Annotated in this window: 13 protein-coding genes; 11 read left to right on the top strand and 2 right to left on the bottom strand. The window is 74.2% G+C overall.

Features of this window, described 5'->3' with window-relative positions:
- Window positions 1-4 precede the first annotated feature (4 nt).
- A complete protein-coding gene (locus tag K1Y72_RS30635) occupies window positions 5-1,618 on the bottom strand; it encodes an ABC transporter substrate-binding protein (protein ID WP_220169997.1) in 1,614 nt (537 codons plus the stop codon).
- Between the two features lie 216 nt (window positions 1,619-1,834).
- On the opposite strand from K1Y72_RS30635, the gene K1Y72_RS30630 reads away from it, so the two are divergent.
- From K1Y72_RS30630 to K1Y72_RS30580, 11 genes are all read left to right on the top strand, one after another.
- Complete coding sequence (locus K1Y72_RS30630; protein WP_220169996.1) at window positions 1,835-2,650, top strand: NAD(P)-dependent oxidoreductase; 816 nt, start codon at window positions 1,835-1,837, stop codon at window positions 2,648-2,650.
- 141 nt (window positions 2,651-2,791) lie between these two features.
- Window positions 2,792-3,469 (top strand): GntR family transcriptional regulator, encoded by a 678-nt coding sequence (locus K1Y72_RS30625; RefSeq protein WP_220169995.1) that lies wholly within the window; start codon window positions 2,792-2,794, stop codon window positions 3,467-3,469.
- A gap of 190 nt (window positions 3,470-3,659) precedes the next feature.
- On the top strand, window positions 3,660-4,412 hold the full coding sequence (locus K1Y72_RS30620; RefSeq protein ID WP_258574158.1) for a PIG-L deacetylase family protein: 753 nt from the start codon (window positions 3,660-3,662) through the stop codon (window positions 4,410-4,412).
- Window positions 4,409-5,116: a 4-carboxy-4-hydroxy-2-oxoadipate aldolase/oxaloacetate decarboxylase gene (locus tag K1Y72_RS30615; protein ID WP_220169994.1), complete on the top strand. Its 708-nt coding sequence runs from the start codon at window positions 4,409-4,411 to the stop codon at window positions 5,114-5,116. Before K1Y72_RS30620 ends, K1Y72_RS30615 begins: the two co-directional genes overlap by 4 nt.
- Window positions 5,113-6,204 carry a 4-oxalomesaconate tautomerase gene (locus tag K1Y72_RS30610; RefSeq protein ID WP_308287296.1) on the top strand — a complete coding sequence of 364 codons (1,092 nt, stop codon included), beginning with the start codon at window positions 5,113-5,115 and terminating at the stop codon, window positions 6,202-6,204. Before K1Y72_RS30615 ends, K1Y72_RS30610 begins: the two co-directional genes overlap by 4 nt.
- Window positions 6,204-7,166, top strand: a complete 963-nt coding sequence (locus K1Y72_RS30605; RefSeq protein WP_220169993.1) for a catechol 2,3-dioxygenase — start codon at window positions 6,204-6,206, stop codon at window positions 7,164-7,166. The genes K1Y72_RS30610 and K1Y72_RS30605 overlap by 1 nt, the downstream gene beginning before the upstream one ends.
- A 210-nt stretch (window positions 7,167-7,376) precedes the next feature.
- On the top strand, window positions 7,377-8,246 hold the full coding sequence (locus tag K1Y72_RS30600) for a siderophore-interacting protein (protein ID WP_220169992.1): 870 nt from the start codon (window positions 7,377-7,379) through the stop codon (window positions 8,244-8,246).
- Between the two features lie 38 nt (window positions 8,247-8,284).
- On the top strand, window positions 8,285-11,848 hold the full coding sequence (gene dnaE, locus K1Y72_RS30595; protein WP_220169991.1) for a DNA polymerase III subunit alpha: 3,564 nt from the start codon (window positions 8,285-8,287) through the stop codon (window positions 11,846-11,848).
- Between the two features lie 96 nt (window positions 11,849-11,944).
- Window positions 11,945-12,751, top strand: a complete 807-nt coding sequence (locus K1Y72_RS30590; RefSeq protein ID WP_220169990.1) for a MerR family transcriptional regulator — start codon at window positions 11,945-11,947, stop codon at window positions 12,749-12,751.
- Window positions 12,748-13,671 carry an ABC transporter ATP-binding protein gene (locus K1Y72_RS30585; protein WP_220169989.1) on the top strand — a complete coding sequence of 308 codons (924 nt, stop codon included), beginning with the start codon at window positions 12,748-12,750 and terminating at the stop codon, window positions 13,669-13,671. The genes K1Y72_RS30590 and K1Y72_RS30585 overlap by 4 nt, the downstream gene beginning before the upstream one ends.
- Window positions 13,668-15,275 (top strand): efflux permease Rv1217c-related protein, encoded by a 1,608-nt coding sequence (locus K1Y72_RS30580; RefSeq protein WP_220169988.1) that lies wholly within the window; start codon window positions 13,668-13,670, stop codon window positions 15,273-15,275. Before K1Y72_RS30585 ends, K1Y72_RS30580 begins: the two co-directional genes overlap by 4 nt.
- Before the next feature lie 16 nt (window positions 15,276-15,291).
- On the opposite strand, the gene K1Y72_RS30575 is transcribed toward K1Y72_RS30580, so the two are convergent.
- Entirely contained in the window at window positions 15,292-16,536 is a 1,245-nt protein-coding gene (locus K1Y72_RS30575) for an amidohydrolase (RefSeq protein ID WP_220169987.1), read from the bottom strand.
- Window positions 16,537-16,538 lie beyond the last annotated feature (2 nt).

Raw genomic sequence — 16,538 nt, 5'->3', positions numbered from 1 at the left:
CGGGTCAGCCGATCCAGGTGTCGTGCAGCTGGATCCGGCTGGACGCCTCGAAGGCCAGGTCGTGCACCTTCTTGCCGACGCCGAGCTCGGTCTGCAGCTCCACCACCGGCAGCACGTAGGCGTGCTGCACGATCTCCTGCTGCGCCTGGGTGACGAGCTTGGCCCGCTCGGCGGTGTCGACGGTGGCGGCCTGCTTGTCCAGCAGCCCGTCCAGGTCGGTCACCGGGATCCGGTACAGGTTGGCGAGCTTGGTGGAGTAGCTGGTGCGCAGGATGTCGGGGTCGGCGCGGGTGATGTTGCCCCACAGCGCGTCGAACTGGCCGCCCTGCTGGACCTGCGTGAGCTGCGCGATCTGGTACTGCTTCAGCTTGGCCTCGACGCCGACGGCCTTGAGCTGCTGCTGGATCAGCTCCAGCGTGGGCTGGTTGGTGGCGGCGTTGGCGAACCAGCCGAGCTCGAACGACAGCCGGGTGCCGTCCTTCTGCCGGATCCCGTCGGAGCCGGCCTTCCAGCCGGCCGCGTCGAGCGCGGCGGCGGTCTTGGCCTTGTCGTAGGCGAGCGCGGAGCCGAGGTCGGTGTAGTAGGGCGTGGTGTGCGCGAGGACGCTCGTCGCCTGCTTGGTGCCGGTCGGGAAGATGGTGCTCGCGATCTGGGCCCGGTCGATGGAGGTCTGCAGCGCCTGCCGGACCTTCTCGTCCTTGAACACCGGCCGGGAGTTGTTCAGCGAGATCCCGAAGACGACGCCGGGGTTGGCGCGCGACTGCAGGCGCACCCCGGCGCCCTTCAGCGCCGACTCGTCGGCGAGGCCGACGGCGCCGATCGCGTCGACCTGGCCCGACTGCAGGCTGCCGGTGCGGACGCCCGCCTCGGGCACCACCTTGAAGACGGCCTTGGCCAGGTACGCCTCGCCCTTCTTCTTCCAGAGCGAGGAGCCCCAGTTGTAGCCGGACCGGCGCGCCAGCGCGGTCGACTGGCCGGCGGTGTAGGAGGAGATGGTGAACGGGCCGGAGCCGCTGACGCCCTGGCTGCACTTCTGCTCGGGCGTCTTCTTGGTGCTCGCGCTGGACTCGATGGCGAGCGAGAACGTCGAGGTCGCCTGGAGGAACTGGGCGTTCGGCTGCTTGAACCGCACCTTGGCGGTGAGGTCGTCGACGACGGTGGTGCCCGCGTAGCCGGTGAGGTACCCGGCGCCGAGGACGGCGCGCACGCCGAGCTTCGGGATGGCGTCGAAGTTGTCCTTGACGGCCTGGGCGTTCAGCGGGCTGCCGTCGCTGAACGTGACGCCGGGGCGCAGCTTGAAGGTGAACTCGCGGGCGTCGGCGCTGATCGTCCAGCTCTGCGCCAGCCACGGGACGATCTTCCCGCTGGCCGGGTCCTGGTCGGTCAGCGAGTCCACGATCTGCCGCAGGGAGTAGATCGTGTCGTTGCTGCCGGCCTGCTGCGGGTCGATGCAGCCGAGGTCCGAGCCCACCGCGAAGGTGAGCGTGCCGCCCTGCACGGGGGTGCCGGACCCGCTCGCGGAGCTGTCGGAGCCGCAGGCGCTCGCGAGGAGGGCCGCGGCGGCGAGGGCGGTGGCGGCCGCGGGGCGGCCGGGGAGGCGGTGCGGCGTCGGTCTCAAGGAGTGTTTCTCCTGTCAGGCAGGGCGGGAGGGGGGACTGAGGGGGGCCCGGCGGGGGCCGCCGGGGCGGGAGCCGCGGTCACCGTAACCAGCCCGCCGGTTAACAGTCAATACCTACCTGGAAAGTAGGGATTATCGCCTCGGAAGGGGCTGGTGGGACGCGGCAGATGTTGACATGATTGTCGACAATGCTTCGGTGGGTGAGGAGGTCCGGCGATGGCGGAGAGCGGGCGGCGGCAGGGCGGGGCGGGCGCGGGCCCGCCGGTCGTGGCGGTCCTCGGCCTCGGCGAGGCCGGCGGCGCGATCTCGGCCGACCTCGCCGCCGCCGGGGCGCGGGTGCGCGGCTACGACCCGGCGGTGCGGGCGGGCGCCGATCTGACGGCCTGCGACGGCGAGGCGGACGCCGCGGCCGGCGCCGCCGTCGTGCTCAGCGTCAACAGCGCCGAGGCCGCCGAGGACGCCCTGCGCGCCGGGCTGCCGGGCGTCGCGCCGGGCGCGGTGTGGGCCGACCTCAACACCGGCTCGCCGGGCCTGAAGCGGCGCCTCGGCGAGATCGCGGCGGAGGCGGGCGCGGCGTTCGCCGACGTGTCGCTGATGGCGCCCGTCCCGGGCAAGGGGCTGCGCACGCCCATGCTCGCGTCCGGTCCGGCGGCCGGCGCGTACGCGGCGCTGCTCGGCCCGCTCGGCGCCGGCGTGGAGGTGCTGGACGCGCCGCCGGGCGCGGCGGCCACCCGCAAGCTGCTGCGCAGCGTCTTCTTCAAGGGCATGGCCGCGGCCGTCGTCGAGGCGCTGCACGCCGCCCGGGAGGCGGGCCTGGAGGACTGGATGCGCGCCCACATCGCCGAAGAGCTCGCCGCCGCCGACGCGCCCTTCGCCGCGCGGCTGGAGGAGGGCAGCCGCCGCCACGCGGTGCGCCGGGCCGAGGAGATGCGCGCGGTGTCGCAGATGCTCGCCGAGCTCGGCTCGCCGTCCCCGGTCAGCGACGCCGCGCGGGACTGGCTGCTCCGCCTCGCCGCCGAGGGCGCGGGCTGAGCCTTCCGAGAGGCCTCGGTCACACGGCGAAGCGCGTCCCCGCTCACGGCCCGTCACCTACCATCGAGAGGTCGACGGATCGTCGACGATCCCGGCGCCGAGAACGGCGCGTATCTTGCGTGACGCCCCGAACGAGGATGTATGCCAGCGCACGAGCAGACCGCGACCTCCCCCGACGGCGCCCCCGGCGACCCCGGCGCCCCCGCCCCGGACGTCACCGCCGAGATCCGCGCGGCGATCGTGCGGGGCGACTTCGCGCCCAACCAGCGCCTCGTCGAGGCCGACCTGTCCCGCCAGTTCGGGGTGAGCCGCAGCAGCGTGCGGTCGGCGCTGTTCGAGCTGACCAACGAGGGCCTGGTGGAGCGCGTCCAGCACCGCGGCGCCCGGGTGCGCGCGGTCACCGTCGCGGAGGCCGTGGAGATCTCCGAGGTCCGCATGGTGGTGGAGGGGCTCTGCGCAGCCAAGGCCGCCGAGCGCGTCACCGACGCCGAGGCGGCCGAGCTGCGCGCGCTCGGCGAGGCCATGCGCGCCGCCGTCGCCGAGGGGCACGTGCTGCGCTACTCGGAGCTGAACGCCGAGCTGCACCGGCGCATCGTGGAGATCAGCGGGCAGGCGACGGCGGCGGCGGTGCTGGAGCGGCTGCGCGGCCAGAACGTCCGGCACCGCTTCCGGCTCGCCCTGGTGCCCGGCCGCCCGAACGTCTCGCTGGTCGAGCACCTGGCGATCATCGAGGAGATCTGCGCGCACGCGCCGGAGGCGGCCGAGCGAGCCGCCCGCCGCCATCTGTCCAGCGTCATCGAGGCGCTGAAGGCCGTCTGAGCGGCCGATCCCTCCGGTCACCGCGGGTGACCGGTTCCTTCTGCGCGCCAGGATCTTTCACAAGATTGTTGACAATCCGGGGTCACGGTCCGCAGCATGAGCAGGGGCGGCGTCGTCCGGCGCTGTCCGGCGAGGCCGCCGCCCCGGCCCCGGACACGGGCCGGGCACGCTCCTGCGACGGAAGGTTCCGATGGGTGGTTCTGCTGGCACCGGGGTGGGGACCGGCTCGCTGCTCGTGGTGAGCGCGCACGCCGGCGACTTCGTCTGGCGCGCGGGCGGGGCGATCGCCCTCGCCGCCGCGCGCGGGGACCGCGCCACGGTCGTGTGCCTCAGCTACGGCGAGCGGGGGGAGTCGGCCCGCGCCTGGCGCGAGGGCCGGGACCTGGACGAGATCAAGGCGCTGCGCCGCGCCGAGGCCGAGGCCGCCGCCGCCGAGCTCGGCGCCGACGTGCTGTTCCTCGACGCCGGCGACTACCCGCTCGTCGAGACGACCGGGCTGGTGGACCGGCTGGTGCGCGTCTACCGCGAGACCGAACCGACGGTCGTCCTCACCCACACCCTCGCCGACCCCTACAACGGCGACCACCCGGCGGCCGCGCGGATGGCGCTCCAGGCCCGCGTCCTCGCGCAGGCCGTCGGCTACGACGCGCCGGGCGAGCCGCTCGGCGCCCCGCCGGTCTTCTTCTTCGAGCCGCACCAGCCCGAGCAGTGCGACTTCAAGCCCGACGTGCTGCTCGACATCACCCCCGCCTTCGAGGCCAAGCGCAAGGCCATGGAGCGCCTGCCCGCCCAGCGCCACATGTGGGACTACTACACCTCCCTCGCCACCCGCCGCGGCGTCCAGCTCAAGCGCAACGCCGGCCCGAACCTCGGGCTGGAGAGCGGCACCCTCGCCGAGGCGTACATGCGGCTCTACCCGCAGACGACCCGGGAGCTGGCGTGAGGACCGTCGTCGTCACCGGCCCGCCCCGCGCCGACGCCGCGCGGGTGGACGCGCTCGGCGCGCACGGCGTCGCGACCGTGCACGAGGCGGCGGGCCGCACCGGCTACCTCGGCCCGCGCATCCGCCCCGTCCACCTCGGCGCGCGCGTCGCCGGGACGGCCGTCACCGTGCTGTCCTGGCCCGGCGACAACCTGATGATCCACGTCGCGGTCGAGCAGTGCCGGCCCGGGGACGTGCTGGTCGTCGCGACGACCTCGCCGTCCACCGACGGCATGTTCGGCGAGCTGTTCGCGACCGCCCTCCAGCGCCGCGGCGTCCGCGGGCTGGTCATCGACGCCGGGGTGCGCGACGTCGCCGAGCTGCACGCCATGGGCTTCCCCGTCTGGTCGGCCGCCGTCAGCGCGCAGGGCACCGTCAAGGCGACGGCGGGCGCGGTGAACGTGCCGGTGGTGATCGGCGGCCAGGTCATCGAGCCCGGCGACGCGATCGTCGCCGACGACGACGGCGCCCTCCGCGTCCCGCGCCGCGACGTGGCCCGGGTGCTGGCGGCGTCCGACGCCCGCGCCGCCAAGGAGGAGGCCACCCGGGCGGCGTTCCGCGAGGGCGAGCTCGGCCTCGACCGCTACGGCCTGCGCGACCGGCTCGCCGACTTCGGCATCGAGTACGTCCCCTACGAGGACCGGCCCGGGGACGGCGAATCGTGACCGGGCGTGCCGAGGACGGCGTCCGCTGCCTGCTCATGCGCGGCGGCACCTCCAAGGGCGCCTACTTCCTCGCCGGGGACCTGCCCGCGGGCCCGGCCGAGCGCGACGACCTCCTCCTGCGGATCATGGGCAGCCCCGACTCCCGGCAGATCGACGGCCTCGGCGGCGCGCACCCGCTCACCAGCAAGGTCGCCGTCGTCGCCCGCTCCGACCGGCCCGGCATCGACGTCGAGTACCTGTTCCTGCAGCTCGGCGTCGAGGAGGCGACGGTCTCCGACCGGCAGAACTGCGGCAACCTGCTCGCCGGGATCGGCCCGTTCGCCGTCGAGCGCGGCCTCGTCGCCCCCGGCGGGGACGAGACGTCGGTGCGCATCCTCATGGTCAACTCCGGCGGCGTCGCGACGGCGACGTTCGCGACGCCCGGCGGCGCCGTCCGCTACGCCGGCGGCACCGCGATCTCCGGCGTCCCCGGCACCGCCGCGCCGGTCCTGCTGGACTTCGAGGACACCGCCGGGTCGGCCGCCGGCGCGCTGCTGCCGACCGGCAACGTCCGCGACGTCGTCGGCGGCGTCCCGGTGACCTGCGTCGACAACGGCATGCCGGTCGTCGTCGCGGCCGCCGCCGACCTCGGCGCCACCGGCTACGAGACGCCCGCCGAGCTCGCCGCCGACACCGCCCTGCGCGACCGGATCCAGGCGCTCCGCCTGCGCGCCGGCGAGCTGATGGGGCTCGGCGACGTCAGCGGCGCGCCCGTCCCGAAGACCACCCTGCTCGCGCCGCCCCGCGACGGCGGCGCGATCAGCACCCGCACCTTCATCCCGCTGCGCGTGCACGACGCGATCGGCGTCCTCGGCGCCGTCACCGTCGCGACCGCCCTGCTCATGGACGGCGCCGCCGGCCGCGACCTCGCCGACCTGCCCGCCCCCGGCGAGCCCCTGGCGATCGAGCACCCGACCGGCCGCCTGGACGTCCGGGTCGAGCTGGACGGCACCGCCGTCCGCCGCGCCGCGATCGTCCGCACCGCCCGCCGCCTGTTCGACGGCACGGTCTTCCCCCGCCCCCCGTCCGACCCGCCCGGAGGCCCCTGATGGCGCCCACCCACGAGATCGCCCACGTCGGGCACGTCGAGCTGCGCACCCCCGACCCCGAGGCGAGCGCCCGGTTCTTCACCGACGTCCTCGGCCTCACCGAGACCGCCGCCGAGGGCGACTCGGTGTACCTGCGGGCGTGGGACGACTACGAGCGGTACACCGTGAAGCTGACCGCGCACGCCACCTCCGGCGTCGGCCGCGTCGGGCTGCGCGCGGCGAGCCCCGAGGCGCTGGCGCGGCGCGTCGCGGCGATCGACGCCGCCGGCCTCGGCCTCGGCTGGCGCGACGGCGACGCCGGCGTCGGCCCCTGCTACGCCTTCCACGACCCCGACGGGCACGAGCTGGAGATCTACTGGGAGACCGAGCGGTACCGGCCGCCCGCCGGGCTCGTCCCCGCGCTGAAGAACCAGGCGCAGGCGTACCCGGGGCGCGGCGTCGGCGTCCGCCGCTTGGACCACGTCAACTACCTGGCCGAGGACGTGGCGGGCAGCACCGCCTTCGTGCAGGACGTCCTCGGCGGCGCCCCCACCGAGCAGATCATGCTGGACGACGGCACCGTCTCGGGCCGCTGGATGCACTTCACCAACAAGTCCTACGACCTGGTCTACACCCGCGACTGGACGGGCTCGCGCGGCCGCCTGCACCACGTGGCGTTCGCCACCGACACCCGCGAGGACATCCTGCGGGCCGCCGACATCTGCCTGGACAAGGGCGTGTTCATCGAGACCGGCCCGCACAAGCACGCCATCCAGCAGACGTTCTTCCTCTACGTCTACGAGCCCGGCGGCAACCGCGTCGAGCTCTGCAACCCCTGCGCCCGCCTCATCCTGGCCCCCGACTGGAACCTCATCACCTGGACCGAGGCCGAGCGCGCCAAGGGCCAGGCGTGGGGCCTGAAGACCATCGAGTCCTTCCACACCCACGGCACGCCCCCCGTCGAGCTCCCCGCCGACGGCTGACGCGCCCGCTCCTACGCCACCGTCCTCCAGGCTCTGCCGGACCTGCCGCTCCAGCCCATCGCCGCCGGCCGCTGGCACTTCACCGAGCGCCGCGTCGACATCCGCCCGGTCGGCGACGTTTCCCGCCGCCTGCGCCGGGCGGGCTGACGCGGCGACCGCGGGCACGCGCTCGTTGTCGCCCACGGGGAAGTTAGCTTAGCCTTACCTTCCATGTCCCCTCGCACGAGTGCCGAAGCCCCCGCCGCCCGCCTGTTCCGCGCCTTCGTCCTGTCGAGCGCCCGGCTCACGCCGAGCATGCAGCGCGTCACCGTCGGCGGCCCCGAGCTGCGCGACTTCCCCTGGCTCGGCCACGACCACTGGTTCCGCCTGTTCTTCCGCTGCCCCCACCAGGACCGCTTCCACGCCCCCGAGGTGGCGGGCGACACCTGGTGGAAGCCCTACCTCGCCATGCCCGACGCGACGCGCCCCTACTGCGCCAACTACACCGTCGCGGGCTTCCGCCCCGAGGCCGGCGAGCTCGACATCGACGTCGTCGTGCACCGCGGCCCGGACGGCGAGATCGAGGGCGGCGCCGCCGTCTGGGCCTGCGCGGCCGAACCGGGCGAGGAGCTCGCCCTGCTCGACCAGGGCGTCATGTACGAGGCCCCGGACGACGCCGCCGGCGTCCTGCTCGTCGCCGACGAGAGCGGCCTGCCCGCCGTCGCCGGCATCCTGCGCTCCCTGCCCCCGGCCATGCCCGTGCGCGTCCTCCAGGAGGTCCCCACCGCCGCCGACCGCCGCGACCTCGACGCCCCCGCCGGCGCCCGCGTCGACTGGATCCCGCGCGAGGACCCCCGCGCCGTCCCCGGCGCCGCCGCCCTCGCCGCCCTCCGCGCCCTCGACGCGGTCGACCCGGCCGGCTACGCCTTCGTCGTCGGCGAGCAGACCCTCGCCACCGAGGGCCGCCGCCACCTCGTCCGCGCCGGCCTGCCGAAGTCCCGCATCACCTTCTCCGGCTTCTGGAAGTCGGGCCGCCACGAGCCCGGACAGGACCAGCCCGGCATCGCGGCGGGGCCTCCGGAGGGCCGGGGGACCCACTAGTGTTTGTGGGTCGCCGGAGGTTCTAGGGGAGGGGCACCGTGGCTGATTCGTTCACTCACCTGCACGTTCATACCGAGTACTCGATGCTGGACGGTGCCGCGAAGATCGGGAAGCTGGTGGGGCGGGCCGCCGAGCTGGGGATGCCGGGCGTGGCGATGTCCGACCACGGGAACATGTTCGGCGCCTACGAGTTCTGGAAGGCCGCCCAGAAGAACGCGATCAAGCCGATCATCGGCATCGAGGGCTACGTGGCGCCCGAGTCGCGGTTCGTCAAGAAGCCCATCCTGTGGGGCGAGCCGCACCAGAAGAAGACCAACGAGGCCACCGGCGAGGGCGGCGACGTCTCGGCGTCGGGCTCCTACCTGCACAAGACGATGTGGGCCCGCTCCGCGCAGGGGCTGCGGAACCTGTTCAAGATCAGCTCGCTGGCGTCGCTGGAGGGCCACTACCGCAAGTGGCCCCGCATGGACGACGAGCTGTTCGCCCAGTACGGCGAGGGCATCATCGCCACCACCGGCTGCCCGTCGGGGGCGGTGCAGACGCGGCTGCGGCTCGGCCACTACGACGAGGCGCTGAAGGCCGCCGCCAAGTACCAGGAGATCTTCGGCAAGGAGAACTACTTCCTGGAGCTCATGGACCACGGGCTGCCGCTGGAGCGCCGCGTCCGCGAGGACCTGCTGCGCATCGCCAAGGAGCTCGGCATCCCGCCGCTGGTCACCAACGACTCCCACTACGTCACCGAGGACCAGTCCGCCGGCCACGACGCGCTGCTCTGCGTCGGCACGCAGTCGCTGCTGACCGACCCCGACCGGTTCCGGTTCGGCGGGTCGGGCTACTACCTGAAGACCGCCGACGAGATGCGCGCCGTCGACACCAGCGACGCCTGGGCCGAGGGCTGCCGCAACACTCTGCTGGTCGCCGAGATGGTCGACTCCTACGACGAGGTGTTCGCCCGCCGCGACCTGGCCGCCAAGTTCCCCATCCCCGAGGGCGAGACCGAGTCGTCCTGGCTCCGCAAGGAGGCCATGGCCGGGGCCAAGAACCGGTTCGGCGACCCGGTCCCCGCCGAGGTGCTGGAGCGCATCGAGTACGAGCTCGGCGTCATCGACGGCATGGGCTTCCCCGGCTACTTCCTCGTCGTCTCCGACATCTGCCGCTACGCCAAGAACAACGGCATCTGGCTCGGGCCCGGCCGCGGCTCGGCGACCGGCTCGATGGTCGCCTACGTCACCGACATCACCGACCTGGACCCCATCGAGCACGGCCTGATCTTCGAGCGGTTCCTCAACCCCGAGCGCGTCTCCATGCCCGACGTCGACCTGGACTTCGACGACCGGCAGCGAGAGGACATGATCCGCTACGTCACCGAGAAGTACGGCCGGGACAACGTCTCGCTGATCATCACCTACATGTCGATCAAGTCCAAGGCGGCCGTCAAGGACTCCTGCCGCATCCACGGGCTGCCGTTCGCGCTCGGCGACCGCATCACCAAGGCGTTCCCGCCCGCGGTCATGGGCAAGGAGATCCCGCTGACGGGCATCTTCGACGAGAAGCACCCCCGCTACCCCGAGGCGGCCGAGCTGCGGCAGATCTACGGCGACGACGCCGACGTCAAGCGCGTCATCGACACCGCGCTCGGCTTCGAGGGCCTCACCCGCGGCACCGGCGTGCACGCCGCCGGCGTCATCCTGTCGTCCGAGCCGCTGCTGGAGGTCATGCCGATCTTCCAGCGGCCCGACGACGGCGCCCGCATCACCGGCTTCGACGGCCCGAGCTGCGAGGAGCTCGGCGCCCTGAAGATGGACTTCCTCGGCCTCCGCAACCTGACGATCCTCGGCGACGCCGTCGACAACATCAAGACCAACCGGAACATCGACCTGGACGTCTCCACGCTCCCGCTGGACGACGACCGGACCTACGCGCTGCTGCGCGCCGGCTGGACCCTCGGCGTGTTCCAGCTCGACTCCACGATGATGCGCGACCTGACCAAGCTGATGGCCCCGACGGAGTTCGAGGACGTCTCGGCCGTCCTCGCCCTCGGCCGCCCCGGCCCGATGGGCGCCAACGCGCACGTCAACTACGCCCTGCGCAAGGCCGGGCAGCAGGCCATCGACCCCATCCACCCCGAGCTGAAGGACGCCCTGGAGCCGATCCTCGGCAACACCTACCACCTGGTGGTGTACCAGGAGCAGGTCATGGCGATCGCGCAGCAGCTCGCCGGCTACACCCTCGGCGGCGCCGACATCCTGCGCCGCGCGATGGGCAAGAAGAAGAAGGAGGAGATGGACAAGCAGTGGTCCATCTTCTCCGAGGGCATGACGAAGAAGGGCTTCTCCGCCGAGGCGTGCCAGGCCGTCTGGGACGTGCTCGTGCCGTTCTCGGCGTACGGGTTCAACAAGTCCCACACCGCCGGGTACGGGCTCGTGTCCTACCGGACCGCCTACCTCAAGGCCAACTTCCCGGCCGAGTACATGGCGGCGCTGCTCACCTCCGTCGGCGACTCCAAGGACAAGATGGCCGTCTACCTCGGCGAGTGCCGGCGGATGAAGGTCAAGGTCCTGCCGCCCGACGTCAACGAGTCGGTGCTGCGGTTCGCGGCCGTCGGCGAGGACGTCCGCTTCGGCCTCGGCGCCATCCGCAACGTCGGCGAGAACGTCGTCGACGGCATCATCAAGGCCCGCACCGAGCAGGGCGCCTTCACCGACTTCAACGACTTCCTCGCCAAGGTCCCGATCCAGGTCTGCAACAAGCGCGCCATCGAGTCGCTGATCAAGGCGGGCGCGTTCGACTCCTTCGGGCACAAGCGCCGCGTCCTGCTGATGATCCACGAGCAGGCCGTCGACGCCGTCATCTCCGAGAAGAAGAACGCCGCGATCGGGCAGGACTCGCTGTTCGGCGGGCTGGAGGACACCGGCGGCGCCACCGGCGCCGGCATGGCCGTCACCATCCCCGACGAGGACGAGTGGGACAAGACGACGCTGCTGCAGTTCGAGCGCGAGATGCTCGGCCTGTACGTGTCCTCGCACCCGCTGGACGGCGCCGAGCGCATCCTGGAGCGCAACCGCGAGGCCACCACCGCCGAGATCGCGGCGGGCGGCCGCGAGGGCATGGTGCGGCTCGCCGGGATCATCGCCAGCGTCGACCGCAAGGTCACCAAGCAGGGCAACACCTGGGCCATCATCAAGCTGGAGGACCTCGACGGCACCCTGGAGGTGCTGTTCTTCCCCAAGGTCTACCAGCTGTACTCGCCGCAGCTGGCCTCGGACATGGTCATCTCCGTGCTCGGCCGGATCAACGAGCGCGACGGCTCGGTGTCGCTGCACGCCCAGGACATGGAGCTCCTCGACGTGTCGGCCGCCACCGGCAAGGAGCCCCCGGTGGTGATCACCGTGGGGGAGGAGAAGGTCACCCCGCAGACCATCGGCGAGATCAAGCGCATCCTGCAGGCCCACCCCGGCGAGGCGCCCGTCCACCTGCTCTACAAGCGCCACGGCGGCCGCAAGGGCGTGCTGTTCAACTGCGAGTACTTCCAGGTCAAGCCGTCGCCGGCGCTGTTCGGCGACCTGAAGTCCCTGCTCGGGGCGGGCTCCGCCGCCCAGTGACCCCCGGCCCCGCCCCGCCGCCGGATCCGGCGGCGGTGGCCGGGGTCCCGGGCGGGCGTTGACTGCGACGTCACGTCACAGTCCATGCTGTGGGGCGTGCGAGTGAGCGAGCTCGCGGATCTCGTCGGCACCACGGTGCGGACGATCCGCTATTACCACCAGATCGGGCTGCTTCCGGTCCCCGAGACCCGCGACGGGCGCCGCGACTACGACCTGACGCACGTCGCGCGGCTGGTGCGGGTGCGGCTGCTCGCCCAGGCCGGGGTGCCGCTGTCGCGGATCGCGGACATGACGGCCCCCGGCGGGCCCGCCGGCGGCGACCGCGCGTCGGTCCTCGTCGACCTCGAAGCCGCGCTGATCGCGCTGGACGAGCAGCAGGAGCGGCTGCGCGAGCGCAAGGAGCGCGTCCAGCGGCTCATCGGCGCGCTCCGGCAGCACGAGCGCCTGTCGCCGCTGCCGCCGGCGATGGCGCGGTTCTACGACGCGATCGAGGAGCGGGCGGGCGACGACGGGGCGCGCCGGATGATCCGGCACGAGCGCGACGTCATGGAACTGGCGTTCTACCGCGGCGAGCTGCCCCCGCAGGTCGAGGCCCTGTACCACGGCCTCGGCGAGGAGCGCCTCGCCGAGAGCGCCGCGCTGTTCGCGCGGATCGCCGACCGCGTCGAGGCGCCCGCGGCGGCGGGCGAGGAGGAGACGGCGGAGATCGCCGCGGCCGTCGTCGACCGCGTCCGCCGCCACCTCGGCGACGAGCTGCCCCGCCTCGCCCGCTCGCTGGACCTGGACGCCGCCCGCCGGGCCGCCGACCTGTACGTGCGCTTCTCCGCTCCCAAGGACCGGCGCCTGGACCGGACGATCGCCGACGCCCTGCTGGCCGCCATCGAGGAGGAGCGGACGAGATGAACCGGAACGACGGCGCCGAGGGGGAGCCCGCGATCGACGTGCGGGGGCTGGTGAAGACGTTCGGCGCCTTCACCGCCGTGCGGGACCTGGACCTGCGGGTCGAGCCGGGGCGGGTGCACGGCTTCCTCGGCCCGAACGGCGCGGGCAAGTCGACCACGATCAGGGTCCTGCTCGGCCTCTACCGGGCCACGGCGGGACGCGTCCGCGTCCTCGGCGGCGACCCGGCCGCGGACGCGGCGCGCATCAACCGGCACGTGTCCTACGTCCCGGGCGAGGTGCGGCTCTGGCCGCACCTGACCGGCGGGCAGGTGCTGGACGCCCTCGCCGGGCTGCGCGGCGCCCGCGACGCCGCCGCCGAGCGCCGCCTCGCCGGCGACTTCGCGCTGGACGTCCGCAAGCCCGTGCACGCCTACTCCAAGGGCAACCGGCAGAAGGTCGCGCTCGTCGCGGCGTTCGCCGCCCCCACCCGCCTGCTCGTCCTGGACGAGCCGACCTCGGGCCTGGACCCCCTGATGGAGGAGGTGTTCCGGCGGCACGTGCGGGACGCGGCGGCCGCGGGCCGCACCGTCCTGCTGTCCAGCCACCTGCTGGCCGAGGTCGAGGAGCTCTGCGAGGCGGTGTCGATCATCAAGGACGGGCGGCCGGTGGAGGCGGGGCGGCTCGCCGACATGCGGCACCTCGCCGCGTCCCGCGTCACCGCCCGCCTGGACGCGGGCCGCGCCCCCGCCGTCCTCGCCCGGCTGCGGGCGCTTATCCCGGACGCAGGCGGGACAGGCGGGGACGTGAATCTGAGCGTGCCGCGCCGGGACGTCGCGGCCGTGCTCGGCCTGCTCGCCGAGGCCGGCGCCGACGACATCACCTGCACGCCCGCCCGGCTGGAGGACCTCTTCCTGCGCCACTACCGGGTCGCGGCCCGATGACCGCCGGACGGGCGCGGGCCGCGCGGGCCGTCGCGGGGCTGATGGTGCGGCGGCACCGGCTGATGCTGGCGGCCTGGACGTCCCTGGTGATCGTGCTGAGCGGCGTGACCGTGCCGTTCTACCAGTCGACCTACGCGACGGCCGGGCAGCGCCGGGCGGCCGTGGAGGAGGCGCAACACAGCACCGCCACCACCCTGCTGTACGGCGGGCTGCCCGACCCCGGCACGCCCGCGCAGATGTTCGCCTGGGAGATCGGCGCGATCGTCACCCTCCTGGCGGCGTTCCTGGGCGTGCTGCTCGCGGCGGCCCTGACCCGCGCCGCCGAGGAGGACGGGACGCTGGAACTCCTGCTGACCTGCGGCACCGCCGCGCGCGCCGGGCTGGGCGGAGCGGGCGCCGTCCTCGCCGGGACGGCGGCGGTGCTGGCGGGGGGCTGCACGCTGGCGGTGGGCGCGTCCGCCGGGTCGGTCGAGGCGGTCACCTGGCCCGGCGCCGTCGCCTTCGGCGCGGTCGTGGGCCTGACCTTCCTGATATCGGCGGCGCTCACCGCCGTGCTCGCGCAACTCGTCGCCACCGCGCGCGGCGCCCGCCTGCTGGGGACGGCCGCGATCGGCGCCGCCGTCGCCGTCCGCGCGGTCGCCGACACCAAGGATCTGCCCTGGCTGAACGGGCTGAGCCCTCTCGCCCTGCGCACCACCGTCGCGCCCTTCACCCACGACCGCTGGTGGGTGCTCGCCGCCTGCGCCGTCGTCGTCGCGGCGCTGGCCGGGGCGGCCGTCCTGCTGTTCGACCGCCGCGAGTACGGCGCCGGCCTGCTGCCCTCGCGGCGGCCCAGCGGGGGCCGCCTGCGCGTCCGTTCCGGCGTCGGCCTGGATTTCCGGCTCGGCCGTGCGAGCATCGCCGTCTGGGCCGTCGCCGTGGCGGGCATCGGGTCGCTGTTCGCGGCCATGGGCTCGGGCGCCGTCCAACGGGGCCGCGAGGGCGAGGTGAAGGGCTTCCTGGGCGCGCAGATGGGGACCGGCGACCCCGCCGCGGGCTACTTCTCCTTCTACGGGACGGTGGTGGGCCTCGCCGTCGCGGTGTTCGCCGTCCTCACCACCCTGCGGGCGGCGCGCGCCGAGCAGGCCGGCCTCACCGACCAGGTCCTGTGCACCGGGCGGCGCCGCTGGGAGCCGCTGGCCGCCGCCGCTGCCGTCGCGTTCGCCGGCAGCGGCGCCGTCCTCCTGCTCACCGGCGCCGCCGGCGCGCTCATCGCCCCGACCGCCATCACCGGAACGGACGTCGCGCTGCGCGCCTTCACCTACAGCGCCGGCCAGTGGCCGGCGGCCGCCGCGGCGGCCGGATGGACGGTCCTGCTGATCGGGCTGCGCCCCCGGCTCGCCCCGCTGGCCTGGGCGCCCTTCGCCGCCAGCGCGGCGCTCGCCCTGCTCGGCCGCCTGCTGCGCGTCCCGGAGCGGATCCGCGACCTCGGCGTCTTCCAGCACGTCCCCGACCTCGCCGCCCCGGACCCCGACCCGACGGCGCTCGCCGTCCTGCTGGCCGTCGCGGCCCTCACCACGGCGGCCGGGCTCGCCGCCGCCGCGCGCCGCGACGTCGCCGCCTGATCCGGGCCGCCTGAGCTCAGGAGGCGGGCATCCAGGTGCGGGCGGCCGAGAGCAGGGCGTTGACGCCGGTGGTCACGGTCGGCTCGATGACGGGCGCGAAGTGGGGGGAGTGGTTGGACGGCAGGTCGCGGGCGATGCGTTCCAGCTCGGTGAAGTCCGACGCCTGGGCGAAGAGCTGCGGGTCGGCGCCGCCGAGGAGCCAGTAGACGCAGGGGACGCCGGCGGTCTCGGCGAAGAGCCCGACGTCCTCGCTGCCGGTGACGGGCCCGGCGTCCACGACCAGGCCGGGGCCGAGGTCGGCGGTGAAGCCCTCCTGGGTGCGGGCGGACGCGGCGGGATCGTTGCGGACGGGGGGCAGCGACTCGAGCGTGACGATCTCGGGGTCGCGCGGGGCGCCGGACGCCGCCGCCTCGGCCCGCACGATCCGCTCGATCGCGGCGAGGACGGTGGCGCGCACGGCCGGTTCGGCGGTGCGGACGCTGAGCCGCAGCTCGGCCCGGTCGGGGATGATGTTGCCCCGGGTGCCGGCGTGGAGCGCGCCGACCGTCACGACGGCCGTCGAGCCGCCGGCCAGCTCCCGCGCCACCACGCCCTGCAGCCGCAGCACCGTCGCCGCCGCCATGACGACCGGGTCGACGGTCGCCTCGGGCCGCGAGCCGTGGCCGCCGCGGCCGTGCAGGATCACCTGCAGCTCGTCGGTGGCGGCGAACGCCACGCCCGGGTGCAGGCCGAGGAACCCGGCCGGGACGGGCGCGACGTGCTGGCCGAGGACGACGTCGGGCCGCCCGAACCGGTCGTAGAGCCCGTCGTCGATCATCGCCTGGGCGCCCTTGCCGACCTCCTCGGCGGGCTGGAAGACGACCATCGCGGTGCCGCGCCAGGACGACCGGTCGGCGGCCAGCTCGGCGGCCGCGCCCAGCAGGCAGGTCACGTGCACGTCGTGGCCGCAGGCGTGCATGAGCGGCACCGTCTCGCCGGTGCCGTCCACGCCTTCGGCGGTGCTGGCGTAGGGCAGGTCCGTCTGCTCGCGCACCGGCAGGGCGTCCATGTCGGCGCGCAGCAGCGCCGTCGGCCCGTCGCCGTTGCGCAGCAGCCCGACGACGCCGGTCCCGCCGACCCCGGTCGCGGTCTCGTAGCCCGCCGCGCGCAGCCGCTCGGCCACGATCCCGGCGGTGCGCGTCTCCTGGAAGGCGAGTTCGGGATGCGCGTGCAGATCCCGGTAGAGCTCCGACAAGTCCCGCACCGCATCCGCTGTGACCATCT

It is taken from the genome of Actinomadura parmotrematis (assembly GCF_019458805.1).
Lineage (GTDB): Bacteria > Actinomycetota > Actinomycetes > Streptosporangiales > Streptosporangiaceae > Spirillospora > Spirillospora parmotrematis.
This window is presented reverse-complemented; position numbering and strand designations above follow the sequence as displayed.